Raw genomic sequence first — 15,215 nt, 5'->3', positions numbered from 1 at the left:
TCACCTGAGCGGGTAGGCGGCCCGTACGGCGAGCGCGCGCAGCAAATCGTCGTGGTGATCGCCGACAGCCCGCCGGATCCCGGCCGGAACGTCCTCGTCGGCGGCCAGTCCGGCCGCCAGAGCGGCGACCCGCTCGTCGATCGCATAGATCGGGAACGCCAGCAGCGCGGTCCGCGCGACCACCCACCCCGAGCGCAGCTTCTCGGTGCCCGCGATCTCCGCGAAGTACCGGTCCACGTACGGCGCCGTGAGCTCGACCTGGGAGTGGTGCCAGAACCCCTCGCACGCGGCGTACAGCTCGTAGTTTGCGATGTCGGCGTCGGTGCTGATCTGCGCCCAGGCCCGTTCCTTGGCCTCGGCCGTCGGCAGCGCGGCGCGGCACCGGGTGGCGTGCACGAGACCTTCCGACGACGCGTCCCGAGCCAGCTCCGCGTCGATCCCGGCATCGTCGACAGCACCGAGCGTCGCCAGTTGCAGAGTGATCACCCAGCGCAGGTCGGCATCGACTGCGAGCCCCTCCGGTACGCCGTCGCCCGCGAGCCACCCGGTCAGCAGCTCGACATCATCGGTCGCCGCGACCAGACGCCGAGCGACAGCGAGTTGCAGGCTGCTCCCCGCCGGTACGGACTGAAGACGGTCAGCCAGTACGGCGGTCAGCCGCGCGCGATACGGCTCGACCGGGAGGTACCGGCCCAGTACCGCGGTCGCCCAGCCCGCCATCGTGCTGAAGGCGATGTCGTTGGTCTCGGTCGGCAGCGCGGCGAGGACCACGTCGAAGCCGAGCCGTGGGTCGAGCTCGGCGTCGGCGATCGAGTCGCGCAGGCTGTTCAGGATGACCGCGCGAGTCACCCCGTCCTCGATCTTCGGCATCACCGCGGGCAGCTTGCCCAGGCTCTGCGCGTCGAACCGGATCTTGGCCCAGGTGTCGTCGGCCGCGTCCGGGACGACGACCGCGATCGACGGGTCCAGCGCGACCTCGACCTCGTCGGCGTCGAGCAGGACCGGGACGGACAGGCCGTGGCCGGACTCGTCGTACCCGCCGATGGTCAGCTGATGCGGACGGTCGGCCGGGTGAGCGGCCGGCGCCTTGCGGTGGAGCTTGATGCCGGTGGCGGTGCGCTCGGCGGTGATCGTGTCCATGCCCGGCGTACGGAGCCAGTTCTGTGCCCAGGCATCGAGGCCGACCGCGCCGGCCTCGGTCCACTTGGCGACCAGGTCGGCGAAGGTCGCGTTGCCGAACTCGTTGGCGTTGATGTGGGCCTTCACGCCGTTCAGGAACACCTCGTCGCCGAGGTAGGCGTTGAGCTGCTTCAGCACCGCCGCGCCCTTGGCGTAGGAGATGCCGTCGAAGTCGTCGAGCGAGGCGAGGGCGTCCTTGACCGCATCGGCGGCGACCGGGTGGCTCGACGCCCGCTGGTCGGCCTGCAGTCCCCACCACTTGCGCATGAACCCGAAGTCGATCCAGTTGTCCGTGTACCGCGTCGCGGCGGTCGACACCCGGTGGGCCATGTACTCCGCGAACGACTCGTTCAGCCACAGGTCGTTCCACCACCGCATCGTCACCGTGTCACCGAACCACTGGTGCGCCATCTCATGGACGACGGTCCGGGCCCGGTTGCTGCGCTCGCCCTCGGTCACCGCGGACCGGAACACCATCTGGTCGCGAAACGTCACGCAGCCCGGGTTCTCCATCGCGCCGGCGTTGAACTCGGGCACGAAGGCCTGGTGGTACTCGCCGAACGGATAGCGGTACCCGAACAGCCGGTGGAACTCGTCGAAGGCCTGCCCGGTCACCTCGAACAGGTCCTCGGCCTCCCGGTCGAGCGCCTCGGCCAGCGACTGCCGCGAGACCAGCCCGAGCGGGATGCCGTCGTGCTCACCGAGGATCTGGTGGTACGGCCCGGCCACCAGCGTCACGAAGTACGTCGAGAGCGGCTTCGTCTCCGCCAGCTCCCAGCGCCCCGGCGACACCTGGGTCGCGGCCCCGTTGCCGAGCACGATCCAGTCGGCCGGCGTGGTCACGGTCATCCGGTACGGCGCCTTGAGGTCGGGCTGGTCGAAACACGCGAAGAACCGGGGCGCGGCGTCCAGGAACGACATCGCGTAGAGATAGGTCAGCCCGTCGGCCGCGTCGACACTGCGGTGCAGGCCCTCGCCGTCGTTGGAGTAGAGCATCCTCGCCACCACGACGAGCTCGTTCTCCGCGCGCAACCCGGTCAGGCCGAGCCGGCCGTCGGTCAGTCCGGCCACGTCGACCGGCGTCCCGTTCAGCGTGACCGAGACCAGCTCGTCAGGTTTGACGTCGAGCCAGCTGGCCTGCTCGGCGGCAGAGAAGACGATCCTGGTGGTCGATCCGAACGTCCGCTCGCCCTGGGTGAGGTCGAGGTCGACGTCGTACGAATGAACGGAGAGCGCGGCAGCCCGGGTACGGGCGCCGGCGACGGTGAGGCTCGGCATGCCGTGCACTCTATGCGGTGATCCCAGCGTCCGGCAGTCGCCTCGATACAGTTCACTCATGACCGAGATGGAGTATCGCCAGCTGGGTGACTCCGGCCTCACCGTGAGTGTGGTCGGCCTGGGTTGCAACAACTTCGGCGGCCGGATCGACGCGGGCCAGGCCGAGGCTGTCGTCGGGGCCGCGCTGGATGCGGGGATCACCCTGTTCGACACCGCCGACGTGTACCGCGGCGAGCAGGGGTCGAGCGAGGAGATCCTCGGCAAGGCGCTCGGCGCCCGCCGCGACGACGTGGTGATCGCCACCAAGTTCGGCGGCGACATGAAGGGCGAGAACGGGCCCGACTGGGGGGTCCGCGGTTCCCGCCGGTACATCCGCAAGGCGGTCGAGTCGAGCCTGCGCCGGCTGGGCACCGACTGGATCGACCTCTACCAGTTGCACGTGCCGGACGAGGTCACGCCGATCGAGGAGACGCTCACGGCACTGTCCGAGCTGGTTGCCGAGGGCAAGGTTCGCTATCTGGGCAGCTCGCAGTTCGCCGGCTGGCAGGTGGTCGACGCCGACTGGGCCGCCCGGACGAACGGCTCGCAGCACTTCATCAGCGCGCAGAACCGGTACAACCTGCTCGAGCGTGAGGTCGAGGACGAGCTGATCCCGGCCTGCGAGCACCTCGGCATCGGCGTACTGCCGTTCTTCCCGCTCGCGTCCGGACTGTTGACGGGCAAGTACAAGCGTGGTGCGGAGCCGCCGGCCGGCACCCGCCTGGCCAAGCAGCCCGAGCGGCTGGCGCGCGCCGACTTCGACAAGATCGAGGCGCTCGAGACGTTCGCGGCCGAGCGCGATCTCACCTTGCTGGACGTCGCCATCGGCGGGCTCGCGGCGCAGCCGACCGTCGCGTCGGTGATCGCCGGCGCCACCCGGCCCGAGCAGATCGAGCAGAACGTCGCGGCCGGCCTGTGGGAGCCGACCTTCGAGGACCTCGCAACCCTGGACGAGCTGACCTGATGCTCATCCTGCTGCCACCGTCCGAGGGCAAGTCCGGCCGCTCGCGCGGCAACGCGGTCGATCTGCCCTCGCTGTCGTTCCCCGAGCTCAACGACGTCCGGGAGACCGTGCTGGAGTCGCTGGCCAAGGTGAGTTCGACCGAGGACGCGTACGGCGTACTGAACGTCGGCGCTTCGCTGGCGAACGAGGTCGAGCGGAACACCCGGTGGCGTTCCGAGCCGTCGGTGCCGGTGTCCGAGCTGTACTCGGGAGTCCTGTACGACGCGCTGGGCTACTCGACGCTGTCGCCTGGCACCAAGCGGCGGGCCAACACGCGGCTGCTGGTGATGTCGGCGGCGTGGGGTGCGTTGCGGATGGCGGACCGCGTACCGGCGTACCGGCTGTCGATGGGTACGACGCTGCCAGGGCTCGGGCCGCTGGCGTCGGTGTGGCGGGATCCGCTGGCCGCGACGCTCGAGGCGGTCGCCGGGAACTCGGTGATCGTCGACTGTCGTTCGTCGACGTACGCCGCCGCATGGAAGCCGTCCGGTGAGCAGGCGGCCAAGTGGGTGTCGGTGTCCGTCGTGCGGGAGCGCGGGGGAGTCCGCTCGGTCGTCTCGCACAACGCGAAGCACACGCGAGGGCTGGTCGCTCGCCATCTGCTGGAGTCGGGCAAGGACCCCGGTACGCCGAAGGCCTTGCACAAACTCATCTCCGACCGCTGGAACGCCGAGCTCGACCGGACCGGTCCGGCGTGGACCCTGACCGTGGTGGAGCACGACTAACGGTCATCAGGCATTAACCGCTGAGTAGTTTTCCCTGGAGCACCGGCGGGGAAGGGTTGAGGCATGCGTCGCCTACTTGCATGCTCGATCAGTGTTGTCGCTGCGACGACAGCCTGGATCGTCGGTACCCAACCAGCACTGGCCTATCCGCCGACCCCACCGTCCGCCAGCACTGCGCAGACCCAGCTGAACTCGCTGACTGTGAAGGCCGAAGGCTCCACCACCGGTTACAGCCGGGACCTGTTCCCGCATTGGCACACGGTCTCGGGGACCTGCGACACCCGCGACACCGTCCTCAAGCGCGACGGCACCGGCGTCACCGTCGACAGCAACTGCGAGCCGACCGCCGGCAAGTGGTACAGCGTGTACGACGCCGTCTACCTCACCGACGACTCGGCCGTCGACATCGACCACATCGTGCCGCTGGCCGAGGCGTGGAAGTCCGGCGCGAACACCTGGACCACCGCCAGGCGCGAGGAGTTCGCCAACAACCTGTCGATCGCGCAACTGATCGCGGTGTCGGCGTCGAGCAACCGCTCGAAGGGTGACAAGGACCCGGCGTCGTGGCAGCCCACCAACGCGTCGGTGCACTGCATCTACGCCCGCGAGTGGATCTGGGTGAAGTACACCTACGGCCTGTCGCTGCAGTCGGCCGAGAAGACCGCTCTGCAGCAGATGCTCTCGGCCTGCTGATTAATCGGCTACTCCCGGTCTACCCTGTTTGACCACAGCGTGACAGACCTGGGAGGCAGCATGAGTGACAGCGCCAGTGCACCCACCGTGACCGAGGACCGTCCCGAACTGAAACGCGTGATGGGCCCTGGACTGCTCCTGCTGTTCGTGGTCGGTGACATCCTCGGCACCGGCGTCTACGCGTTGACCGGCAAGGTGGCGGGCGAGGTCGGCGGTGCCGTCTGGCTGCCGTTCCTGTGCGCGTTCGTCGTCGCGATGCTGACCGCGACCAGCTACCTCGAACTCGTCACGAAATACCCGAAGGCCGGTGGCGCCGCGGTCTACACGCACAAGGCTTTCGGCATCCACTTCCTCACCTTCCTGCTCACCTTCGCGGTGATGTGCTCGGGGCTGACCTCGGCCTCGAGCGCGTCGAAGGCGTTCTCGGAGAACTTCTTCAAGGCCGTCAAGATCGACTCCTCGTACGGCTCGATCCTGATGATCACCGCGCTGTCGTTCATGGCGCTGATCGCGCTGGTCAACCTGCGCGGCGTCGGCGAGAGCGTCAAGGCGAACGTGGTGCTGACGCTGGTCGAGCTGTCCGGTCTGCTGATCGTGATCGGGATCGGCGCGTGGGCGCTGGCCAACGGAGACGGCGACACTTCGCGGCTGACCGACTTCAACACGCCGTCCGGTGAGTCGCCGTTCAGCGCGGTCACGGCAGCGACGGCGCTGGCGTTCTTCGCGATGGTCGGCTTCGAGGACTCGGTCAACATGGCCGAGGAGACCAAGGACCCGGTCAGGATCTTCCCCAAGATCATGCTGATCGGGCTCAGCATCACCGGCGTGATCTACGTTCTGGTCGCGATCTCGGCGGTCGCGCTGGTCTCTCCCGACGAGCTGAACAAGGGCGCCACCCCGTTGCTGAAGGTGATCCAGGCCGGCGCTCCGGGGTTCCCGCTCCAGATCTTCGCCTGGATCACGATGTTCGCGGTGGCGAACTCGGCGCTGATCAACATGCTGATGGCCAGCCGCCTGCTCTACGGCATGTCCCACGAGAAGGTCCTGCCCGGCCCGCTCGGCCGGGTCCTGCACAAGCGCCGCACGCCGTGGGTGGCGATCCTGTTCACCACCCTGCTCGCGTTCTTCCTGATCGGGTACGCCGATCTGGCCGCGCTCGGCGGCACCACCGCGTTCCTCCTGCTGTGCGTGTTCGCGGTCGTCAACGTCGCCGTCCTGGTACTGCGACGCGACCGCGTCGAGCACCGGCACTTCCACGCGCCGACGGCGTTGCCGGTGCTCGGCTTCATCCTGTGCGTCTACCTGGCCAGCCCGCTGTCGGGCCGCGCGAAGGACGACTACAAGATCGCCGGGTACCTGATGGTCGTCGGCGTCGGGCTGTGGGCGATCACCTGGCTGCTGAACAAGTACGTGTTCAAGCGCAAGTCAGACTTTGATCCGAGCCACCTCGACCCGAGCGGTCCGGTGAATTAGAGGTAGCAGCGCGGCGAGGACGACCGTGCCGAGCGCCGCGAGTCCGAGCGCGACCGCGAGCCAGCCGAGCGCTTCGTACCCGGCGCCGGCATCGATGGCCAGCCCGCCGATCCACGGGCCGATCGTGATGCCGACGTTGAACGACGAGAAGTTGACCGCCGTCGCCAGCGTCGGCGCGTCACCGGCCAGGCTGAACACCCGCGCGTTGAGCGCCGGGTTCACCGCGAACCCGAAGCCGCCGAGCAGGAAGATCGACGCGATCGCGAGCTGCGGAGTGCCCGCCCAGAGCGCGAGCGTCGCCGACATCGCGCACAGCCCGGTGATCCCGACCGCCAGGGTCCGGAAGGGCAGCGCATCGGAGTACCGGCCGCCGATCGTGATGCCGATCAGCGAGCCCACGCCGTACAGGGCGAGCACGGCCGGTACGGCGCTCGGGTGCAGGCCGGCCGTGTCGGTGAGCAGGGGAGCGAGGTAGCTGAAGACCACCAGGATCGCGGCGGTGACGAGCGCGGTCGTGGCGTAGGACAGCCACAGGCGGGGGTTTACCATCGCGCGCAGCTCGGTCGAGATCCGTGGGGTCCGGCTGGGGTCGGGGCGGCCGAGCGGGATGGTCGCCAGGATGCCGGCCATCGCGCAGACCGACATGATCGCGACGGTCCAGAACGCGGCCCGCCAGCCGAAGTGCTGACCGATGATCGTGCCGGCCGGCAGCCCGACGATGGTGGCGATCGTGAGGCCGCCGGTGACGACGCTCATCGCCCGGGCGCGAGACGTCACCGGCACGAGGCCGACGGCGGTCACGGCGGCGACGGCCCAGAACCCGGCGTACACGAAAGCACCGATCACGCGGGTGACCAGCAGGAACTCGTAGTTCGGGGTGAGCGCGCCGGCGACGTGGCTCAGCGCGAAGAGCGCGAGGAAGACCAGCAGCGCCGTACGCCGCGACCAGCGCAGCGTGACGACCGCGAGGACCGGGGCGCCGATCAGCATGCCGACCGCGAACGCCGAGATCAGCAGGCCCGCGTCCGGGATGGACACGCCGAGGTCGGCCGCCAGCTCCGGCAGCAGCCCGGCCAGCATCAGCTCGGACGTGCCCTGGGCGAAGATGGCCAGGCCCAGGATGTAGACGGCGATCGGCATCGCGGGGTGTTCCCTCCGGATTCTGGGTCGTACAGGGGCGGCTCAGAAACGGTCACCTCTGTCGCCCGTGGTGACGGCGAGTATCGGGACCGTGTCAACCAGTGTGACCGAGCGACTCCGATCACGCAGCGCCACGCCCAGACCCCGGACAGTTGTTGCAGCTTCCTGCAACCGGTACGCCCCGGCGTGTCGATGAATTCGCGGCGCGCGCCACGGCGTTCGGGTTTGGCCGGATCGGGCAGAGTTGGGACATGAGCTACCCGACCCCAGCGCGACGCACCCGCGGCGTCGTCGACGGCGCCAAGATCAGCAGTGGGCTCAAGCTGCTGGTCCTGCTCGTCGGGCTGATGTGGCTGAGTGAGACCGTCGACACCGCCCTCAACGGCCGGCTCGATCAGTACGGGATCATCGCCCGCGACCCCGACGGACTGTTCGGCATCCTCACCGCGCCGTTCCTGCACCTCGGGTTCGGGCATCTGATCTCCAACACGCTGCCGCTCGTCACCCTCGGCGCGCTGATCGCGATCAGTGGCGCCAAGCGGCTGTTCTCGGTGACGGCGATCGTGACGACGCTCAGCGGGTTCGGCACCTGGCTGATCTCGCCACCGCACACGATCACGATCGGCGCGAGCGGTCTGGTCTTCGGGTACGCCGCGTATCTGATCGCCCGTGGCATCTTCAACCGGCGGCTCGGCCAGGTCGCGGTCGGCGTGATCGTCATCGTCGTCTGGGGCAGCGCGCTGCTCAGCAGCCTGCTCCCGCAGGACGGCATCTCCTGGCAGGGCCATCTCTGCGGCGGCCTGGCCGGCATCTTCGCCGCCTGGGTCCTGTCCGACGACCGCCCGAAGGCCGTCACCGCAGCCCAGCGCCCGGTCATCTGACACCTCGCGAGCTGGCTTGACTCCCCGCGCGGTGCCGGGATTGGATGCGCCGGTGAGCCTCCGGATCGAGCACGTCACCGACGGGCCAGCGCTGGCCGACTGGCAGTTCGTGCACAACGAGATCATCCCGACGGACCCGCTGTCGCTCGACGTCATCCGGGGGCGGGCGCAGCGCCGACGCCTGACGGTCGCGTACGACGGCGACGTACCGGTCGGCTGCGCGACCGTGCGCCCGCCCGAGGACGAGACGCCGGCCGCCACGCTGATTGTCCGGGTACTGCCGGCCCACCGCAGGCAAGGCTTCGGCGAGCAGCTCTACCTGGCGGAGTTGCCGCACGCCCAGGCGCTCGCCGACTCGGTGGAGACGGTCGTGCTCGAGTCGAACCAGGACGGCCTGCGCTTCGCCCTCGCGCACGGCTTCGTCGAGACCGAGCGCTACCTGCTGCCCGGCGACACGATCCCCTTCATCACGCTGCGCTCAGCCGATTGTTGAGAGGTCGGTGTTGGCGCCGCAGATGACGGCTACGACTCGTTCTCCGGTGGCCGGCTGGTAGGCGCCGGTCTGCAGGGCCGCGTAGGTGACGGCGGCGCCGTGTTCGACGGCGAGCTGGTACTCGCGCCACAGTTCGTTGCGAGCGGCAACGATGGAGTCTTCGGTGACCAGGACCGACTTGACGTTGTTCGCCTGGACGGCTTCGAAGGCCAGGGCGCCGAAGCGGCGGGCACCGAGGGAATCGGCCGCCACGCCACCTACCTGTACGTCGACCAGCTCGCCCGCGGCCAGCGTTTTGTTGAGCGTGGGAGCGAGCTCCGGTTCGATACCGATGACCTGGGCGCGGTCTCCGAGGGCGGTTGCGATGCCACCGATCAAGCCGCCGCCACCGACAGCGACCAGCACGGTGTCGAAGTCGAGGTCCTCGAGCAGCTCCAGCCCGATCGTCCCCTGACCGGCCACGACCTCCGGCTGGTCATACGCGTGCAGCAGCAGCGCGCCCGACTTGCCGGCTTCGGCGACGGCGGCTTCGTAGGCCTCGGCATACTCGTTCCCGACCTGCACGACATCCGCGTCCAGGGTCCGCAGCCGCGCGACCTTGGCCGCCGGCGCCGTGGTGGGGACGAAGATGCGGGCCGGTACGCCGAGCTCGCGAGCGGCGTACGCGCCGGCCAGACCCGCGTTGCCACCCGAGGCGGTGACGATGCCCTGGCCGGTGAGCGCGCCTTGCTCCTTCGCGACGAGCAACCGATTGAACGCGCCGCGTGGCTTGAAGGAGCCGACGTGCTGGAGGAGTTCCAGCTTGAAGGTCAGCGTCGGGGACACCCGCAGTACCGGAGTACGGCGGAGGTGGCCGGCGATCCGGTAGGCGGCGAGCTGGATGTCGGCAGGGGTCACGGTCATGTGTCCCACCCTGCCACGCCGATCAGGACTACCGTGGTTCGAGCTTCACTCATGAGTTGGAGGGCGATCCGATGGGTGCGTACGAGGACAGCTACCGCCGCAGCCTGGCGGACCCGGAGTCGTTCTGGCTGGAGGCGGCTCGTGCGATCAGCTGGACCAAGCAACCCTCCCGAGCGCTCGACGACTCGGCGGCACCGATCTACCGCTGGTTCCCCGATGGCGAGCTCAACACGTCGTACAACGCGCTCGATCGCCATGTCGAGGCCGGGCTCGGCGACCGGACCGCTCTGATCTACGACTCACCCGTCACGGGCATCACCCGCAGCTACTCGTACGCCGAACTGCGCGACGAGGTCGCCCTCTTCGCCGGCGCCCTGCGCAGGCTCGGCGTCGAAGCCGGAGATCGCGTGATCGTGTATCTCCCGATGATCCCGGAAGCCGTGATCACGATGCTCGCCTGCGCCCGGCTCGGCGCGATCCACTCGGTGGTGTTCGGCGGGTTCGCCCCGAAGGAGCTCGCGGCCCGGATCGACGACGCGACGCCGAAGGTGATCGTCGCCGCCTCCTGCGGGATCGAGCCGGCCCGGGTGGTCGAGTACAAGCCGATCATCGACGCGGCGCTGGAGCTCTCGACCCATCAGCCCGATCGGACCGTGCTGCTGCAACGCGAGATCGCCCCCGGGAAACTCGGAGAGCGCGATCTCTCCTGGGAGGACGCCGTTTCTGGTGCGACTCCAGCCGATCCGGTGCCAGTGGCAGCGACCGACCCGCTGTACGTGCTCTACACGTCCGGTACGACCGGGAAGCCGAAGGGCGTCGTCCGCGACAACGGCGGGCATGCCGTCGCGCTCGCCTGGACGATGGGTGCCGTCTACGACATCAAGCCCGGCGACGTCTGGTGGACCGCCTCCGACGTCGGCTGGGTCGTCGGGCATTCGTACATCGTCTACGCGCCGCTGCTCATCGGCGCCACGACCGTGCTCTACGAGGGCAAGCCAGTCGGTACTCCGGACGCGGGTGCCTTCTGGCGGGTGATCTCCGACCACGGCGTGAAGGCCCTCTTCACGGCGCCGACCGCGTTGCGGGCGATCAAGAAGGTCGATCCCGAGGCGGCTGAGCTTGCGAAGTACCGGCTGGAGGCGTTCAGCACGCTGTTCCTGGCCGGCGAGCGGCTCGATCCGGAGACATACCACTGGGCTCACGACAAGCTCGGCGTACCAGTCGTCGATCACTGGTGGCAGACCGAGACCGGCTGGCCGATTGTCGCGAACCCGCGCGGACTCGAGCCGCTGCCGGTGAAGCCGGGGTCGGCGACCGTGCCGCTGCCCGGCTGGGACGTTCAGGTGCTCGATGCCGACGGCACCCAGTTGCCTCCGGGGGAGGAGGGGGCGATCGCCATCAAGCTGCCGCTGCCGCCGGGCGCGTTGCCGACGCTGTGGGGTGACGACCAGCGCTACATCGACAACTACCTGAGCCGGTTCGACGGGTACTACCTCACCGGCGACTCCGGGTACGTCGATGCCGACGGCTACGTCTTCGTGATGGGCCGGACCGACGACGTGATCAACGTGGCCGGGCACCGCCTTTCGACCGGGAGCATGGAGGCGGTCCTCGCGGCGCACCCCGCGGTGGCCGAGTGCGCGGTGATCGGTGTGCACGATGCGTTGAAGGGGCAACTGCCGCGCGGGCTGGTCGTCTTGAAGGCGGGCGCGACCATCTCGCCGGCTGTTCTGCAGGAGGAACTGGTGGCCGCCGTACGCCGGGACATCGGTCCGGTGGCGGCGTTCCGCGACGTGTCCGTGGTCGACGCGCTGCCGAAGACGCGCTCGGGCAAGATCCTGCGCAAGACGATGCGCGGGATCGCCGACGGCCGCGACGAACCGGTCCCGTCGACCATCGAGGACGCGAGCGTGCTCGATGCCCTCCGCCCGATCCTCCGGCACTAGCCTCAACTAGTCTCGGGGTATGCGAGTAGTCATAGCTGGGGGACATGGACAGATCGCGCTGCGGCTGACGAAGCTGCTCGCGGCGGACGGGCACTCGGTCGTCGGGCTGGTGCGCAACCCGGCGCACGAGGCCGACATCGCGGCGGCCGGCGGCGAGGCGGCGGTACTGGACCTCGAGTCGGCCGATGTCGAGTCGGTGGCGAAGGTGTTGGCCGGCGCGGACGTCGCGATCTTCTCGGCCGGCGCCGGTCCGGGCAGCGGCAACGACCGCAAGGACACCGTCGACCGTGGCGCGGCCCGGCTGCTCGCGGACGCGGCTGAGCAGGCCGGCGTACGGCGTCACCTCCAGGTCAGCTCGATGGGCGCGGACAGGTACGAGCAAATGGACCCGGCCGACTCCTTCACCATCTATCTGAAGGCCAAGAAGGCGGCCGAGGACGACCTGCGCGCCCGCGACGGACTGGACTGGACCGTCCTGCGCCCGGGTTCGCTGACCAACGACCCCGGTACCGGCCTGGTGCTGCTCGCGGACCAGACCGGTCGCGGCAGGATCACCCGCGACGACGTCGCGCTCGTCCTGGCCGGCCTGTGCGACACCCCGGCCTCGATCGGCCGGACCCTGGAACTGATCGGCGGCGACACCCCGGTCGCCGAGGCACTGGCCACTCTCTGACGTTGCTACCAGCAACAGATTGCGATCGACATGGCTGACGACAACCACCGGTCCGTGCACTTCGAGCGCACGGCCAACAGCAAGTACGAGGTCCGCAACGTCCGTGGCGGCAGCATGTCGGTCGGCTCCGGCGCCGACACCGACTTCACCCCGGTAGAGCTGCTGCTCGCGGCGATCGGCACCTGCTCGGCGATCGACGTCGACATCGTGACGAGCCGCCGCGCCGAGCCGACCGAGTTCCGCGCGACGGTCAGCGGCGACAAGGTCCGCGACACCGAACAAGGCAACCGCCTCGAGAACCTCGCGGTCGAGTTCACCATCACCTTCCCCGAAGGCGAGGACGGCGACCAGGCCCGCGAGGCGCTGCCCCGTGCAGTCAAGATGTCCCACGACCGCCTCTGCACGGTCAGTCGCACAGTCGAACTGGGCACCCCGGTCACCACGACGCTGTTCGACCAACCCGCCTCATAGCTCCGGGGCGCTGTAATCCCTCGGGCACGGCCTCTTGGCTGGCTAGCCTGAGGGCGTGCAACTCGGTGTGAACGTCCCCAACTTCGGCCCCGGTACCGACCCAGGCCGGCTCCGTGACTGGGCCCAGACGGTCGAGGGGCTCGGCTACGACCGGCTGCTGGTCTCCGATCACGTCGCGATCACCCCCGACGTGGCCTCGCAGTACCCGGCGCCCTTCTACGAGCCCTTCACCACGCTGAGCTGGTTAGCGGGATTCACCACGATCGGCCTCGGGACGACGGTACTGATCGCGCCGTACCGGCACCCGCTGCTGGTCGCCCGGATGGCGGCCAACCTCAACGCGCTGAGTGGCGGGCGGTTCGTACTCGGGCTCGGCGTGGGATGGGCGCGGCAGGAGTTCGAGGCGCTCGGCGTCGACTTCACGCGTCGCGGCAAGCTGACCGACGAGCTGATCCGGGACGTCCGCGCCGCCTGGTCGGACGACTCCGACTACCGCGCCGGTGACATCCCGATCTGGGTCGGTGGCAGCAGCGACGCCGGCCTGCGTCGCGCAGTACGGCTCGGAGATGCCTGGCATCCGTTGCGCCGCAGCGTTGACTGGATGCGCACCGGGCTCGATCGGCTGAAGGAGTTGGCTGGCGAGGAAGGCCTGCCGGTACCGGACTTCGCGCCCCGGATCGTACTTCGGTTGACCACGCAGCCGTTGCCGGAGGCCGAGCGAGTGGCGGGGGAGGGATCGCTCGACCAGGTGCTGGGCGATCTCCAGCAGCTCCGGCAGCTCGGGGCGACGACCGTAGTACTGGACCCGTTCGGCGGCGACCCCGCCGAGACCGAGCGGCCGCAGAACGCCTGGAAGGACCTCGCGACCGTCGCGGCGTCCAAGGAGCGAGTGGAGCGACAGTGACCTCAGCAGAAGACTTCCTGCGCCGTGCGATCGGCCTGGCCACGACGGCCCGGGAGTCCGGCAACCCGCCGTTCGGCTCGCTGCTGGTCGGTCCCGACGGGACGGTGATCGCCGAGGAACACAACACCAGCATCACCGACAACGACATCAGCGCCCACCCGGAGCTCAAGCTGGCCAAGTGGGCCGCACGGGAGCTGGATGCCGACGCGGCCGCCGCCACCACGATGTACACGAGCTGCCAACCCTGCGGCATGTGCACCGGTGCCATCGAGCGCTCAGGGCTCGGCCGCGTCGTCTATGCGCTGTCCGGTGAGCAGCTCAACGGACTCAAGCCCGGCGGTGGCTTCGCTGCGGTGCCACAGGAGGGCCCAGCCTTGTACGACGAGGCGCGGGTGCCCGTGGACGGTTACTACAACTGACCTGGCTCTGCCCAGCCCGGCCGGCCGGGCAGAGCGCAGTACTAGTTAGGCGTCAGGCAGAGCGTGTACTTCGCGTTCCGGTCGGTGTACGACACGGTCGAGTCCTGGAACTTGGCGCACTGGTCGCCGTCCACGGTGTTGTCGAGCCTGCCGATCACCTTGTAGTCAGCGTCGCTCGACGAGCAGTCGACGACCTTCACGTTGGGCTTGTCCGCGGTGCCCTTGTTGTAGACGCAGGAGCCGATCGTTGCCTCGGGGTCCTTGTTCAGGTTGGCGACGACGATCAGCCCGATCAGCGCGATCGGGATCAGCAGACCGAGCACGGCCGGGCGGTTGAACAGCGGCTTGCCCGGGTCCATCGGGCGGCCGGGCGGGTTCGGGGCCGGCTCGGGCAGGTTCTTGAACTTCGAGGAGGTGCCGAGGTTCATCAGCATCGTGATCGGGTTGATGATCATCGACCCGACACCCCACCAGCCCTGCCACATGCTCTTCGCGGTCATGTCACGGGTCGCCGCGGTGCCACACGTCTTGCAGAACGGCCCCTGCAGCTTCAGGAACCGCATCATCACCAGGAACCCCTGATGCCCTCGCACAGTCGCCTCAACAGCCGGCGCCCCACCACAGAACCGGCACTGCAGCGGCTGACCCGGCTGCCCCTGAGCGAACTGCTGCCCCTGCGGGTATTGCCCCGGCTGACCCGGTTGCTGCGGCGCGTAGTTCTGCTGCGCGTACGGCTGCTGCCCGTACTGCGGCTGCGGCCCACCCGGCCCCGGCTGCCCGTAGTGGGGCTGCGGTGGCGGGTACTGGGGCTGTCCCGGGGGTGGGCCGTACTGCGGGAATTGCTGAGGGTGCTGGCCCGGTTGCTGCGGGTGCGGAGGGTACGGCGGGCCGGGCGGCGGGGTAGTGGTCACAAAGTTTCCTGTTAACTCGATTCGGGAAAAACCGACACCGCACCCTACTCACCGGCCCGGCTCACCAGCACCCTCCGGTATGAA

At 69.0% G+C, this 15,215-nt stretch carries 15 protein-coding genes; 11 read left to right on the top strand and 4 right to left on the bottom strand.

Annotated features, from left to right (window positions below):
* On the bottom strand, window positions 1-2,457 hold the full coding sequence (pepN, locus tag ACIA12_RS06745; RefSeq protein WP_396365840.1) for an aminopeptidase N: 2,457 nt from the start codon (window positions 2,455-2,457) through the stop codon (window positions 1-3).
* A gap of 58 nt (window positions 2,458-2,515) precedes the next feature.
* Here pepN and ACIA12_RS06740 point away from each other — a divergent pair, with 58 nt between their 5' ends.
* From ACIA12_RS06740 to ACIA12_RS06725, 4 genes are all read left to right on the top strand, one after another.
* Window positions 2,516-3,460, top strand: coding sequence for an aldo/keto reductase (locus ACIA12_RS06740; protein WP_396365838.1), 945 nt, complete (start codon window positions 2,516-2,518; stop codon window positions 3,458-3,460).
* Window positions 3,460-4,224, top strand: coding sequence for a YaaA family protein (locus ACIA12_RS06735; protein ID WP_396365837.1), 765 nt, complete (start codon window positions 3,460-3,462; stop codon window positions 4,222-4,224). Before ACIA12_RS06740 ends, ACIA12_RS06735 begins: the two co-directional genes overlap by 1 nt.
* Before the next feature lie 63 nt (window positions 4,225-4,287).
* Window positions 4,288-4,917, top strand: coding sequence for an HNH endonuclease family protein (locus tag ACIA12_RS06730; protein ID WP_396365835.1), 630 nt, complete (start codon window positions 4,288-4,290; stop codon window positions 4,915-4,917).
* 60 nt (window positions 4,918-4,977) lie between these two features.
* The gene (locus ACIA12_RS06725) at window positions 4,978-6,390 is read left to right on the top strand and encodes an APC family permease (protein WP_396365834.1); all 1,413 of its coding nucleotides are present in this window, start codon (window positions 4,978-4,980) and stop codon (window positions 6,388-6,390) included.
* Here ACIA12_RS06725 and ACIA12_RS06720 read toward each other — a convergent pair.
* Complete coding sequence (locus ACIA12_RS06720; protein ID WP_396365832.1) at window positions 6,343-7,530, bottom strand: Cmx/CmrA family chloramphenicol efflux MFS transporter; 1,188 nt, start codon at window positions 7,528-7,530, stop codon at window positions 6,343-6,345. The genes ACIA12_RS06725 and ACIA12_RS06720 overlap by 48 nt on opposite strands.
* A gap of 251 nt (window positions 7,531-7,781) precedes the next feature.
* Here ACIA12_RS06720 and ACIA12_RS06715 point away from each other — a divergent pair, with 251 nt between their 5' ends.
* Both ACIA12_RS06715 and ACIA12_RS06710 read left to right on the top strand, forming a co-directional pair.
* The gene (locus ACIA12_RS06715; RefSeq protein WP_396365831.1) at window positions 7,782-8,411 is read left to right on the top strand and encodes a rhomboid family intramembrane serine protease; all 630 of its coding nucleotides are present in this window, start codon (window positions 7,782-7,784) and stop codon (window positions 8,409-8,411) included.
* Between the two features lie 52 nt (window positions 8,412-8,463).
* Window positions 8,464-8,904 (top strand): GNAT family N-acetyltransferase, encoded by a 441-nt coding sequence (locus ACIA12_RS06710; protein ID WP_396365830.1) that lies wholly within the window; start codon window positions 8,464-8,466, stop codon window positions 8,902-8,904.
* On the opposite strand, the gene ACIA12_RS06705 is transcribed toward ACIA12_RS06710, so the two are convergent.
* Window positions 8,890-9,807: a threonine/serine dehydratase gene (locus ACIA12_RS06705; protein ID WP_396365829.1), complete on the bottom strand. Its 918-nt coding sequence runs from the start codon at window positions 9,805-9,807 to the stop codon at window positions 8,890-8,892. The genes ACIA12_RS06710 and ACIA12_RS06705 overlap by 15 nt on opposite strands.
* 71 nt (window positions 9,808-9,878) lie before the next feature.
* Here ACIA12_RS06705 and ACIA12_RS06700 point away from each other — a divergent pair, with 71 nt between their 5' ends.
* From ACIA12_RS06700 to ACIA12_RS06680, 5 genes are read left to right on the top strand one after another with little or no spacing between them, the layout of a single operon-like run.
* Window positions 9,879-11,753: a propionyl-CoA synthetase gene (locus tag ACIA12_RS06700; protein ID WP_396365827.1), complete on the top strand. Its 1,875-nt coding sequence runs from the start codon at window positions 9,879-9,881 to the stop codon at window positions 11,751-11,753.
* Between the two features lie 19 nt (window positions 11,754-11,772).
* Window positions 11,773-12,426: an SDR family oxidoreductase gene (locus ACIA12_RS06695; protein ID WP_396365825.1), complete on the top strand. Its 654-nt coding sequence runs from the start codon at window positions 11,773-11,775 to the stop codon at window positions 12,424-12,426.
* Between the two features lie 30 nt (window positions 12,427-12,456).
* Window positions 12,457-12,897, top strand: a complete 441-nt coding sequence (locus ACIA12_RS06690) for an OsmC family protein (protein ID WP_396365823.1) — start codon at window positions 12,457-12,459, stop codon at window positions 12,895-12,897.
* Window positions 12,898-12,952: 55 nt separating this feature from the next.
* Complete coding sequence (locus tag ACIA12_RS06685; protein WP_396365822.1) at window positions 12,953-13,801, top strand: LLM class flavin-dependent oxidoreductase; 849 nt, start codon at window positions 12,953-12,955, stop codon at window positions 13,799-13,801.
* Window positions 13,798-14,220: a nucleoside deaminase gene (locus ACIA12_RS06680; protein WP_396365821.1), complete on the top strand. Its 423-nt coding sequence runs from the start codon at window positions 13,798-13,800 to the stop codon at window positions 14,218-14,220. The genes ACIA12_RS06685 and ACIA12_RS06680 overlap by 4 nt, the downstream gene beginning before the upstream one ends.
* Before the next feature lie 41 nt (window positions 14,221-14,261).
* On the opposite strand, the gene ACIA12_RS06675 is transcribed toward ACIA12_RS06680, so the two are convergent.
* Window positions 14,262-15,131 carry a toxin-antitoxin system, toxin component gene (locus tag ACIA12_RS06675; protein ID WP_396365819.1) on the bottom strand — a complete coding sequence of 290 codons (870 nt, stop codon included), beginning with the start codon at window positions 15,129-15,131 and terminating at the stop codon, window positions 14,262-14,264.
* Window positions 15,132-15,215 lie beyond the last annotated feature (84 nt).

This window comes from Kribbella sp. NPDC051620 (genome assembly GCF_044453825.1).
Taxonomy (GTDB): Bacteria; Actinomycetota; Actinomycetes; order Propionibacteriales; family Kribbellaceae; genus Kribbella.
This window is presented reverse-complemented; position numbering and strand designations above follow the sequence as displayed.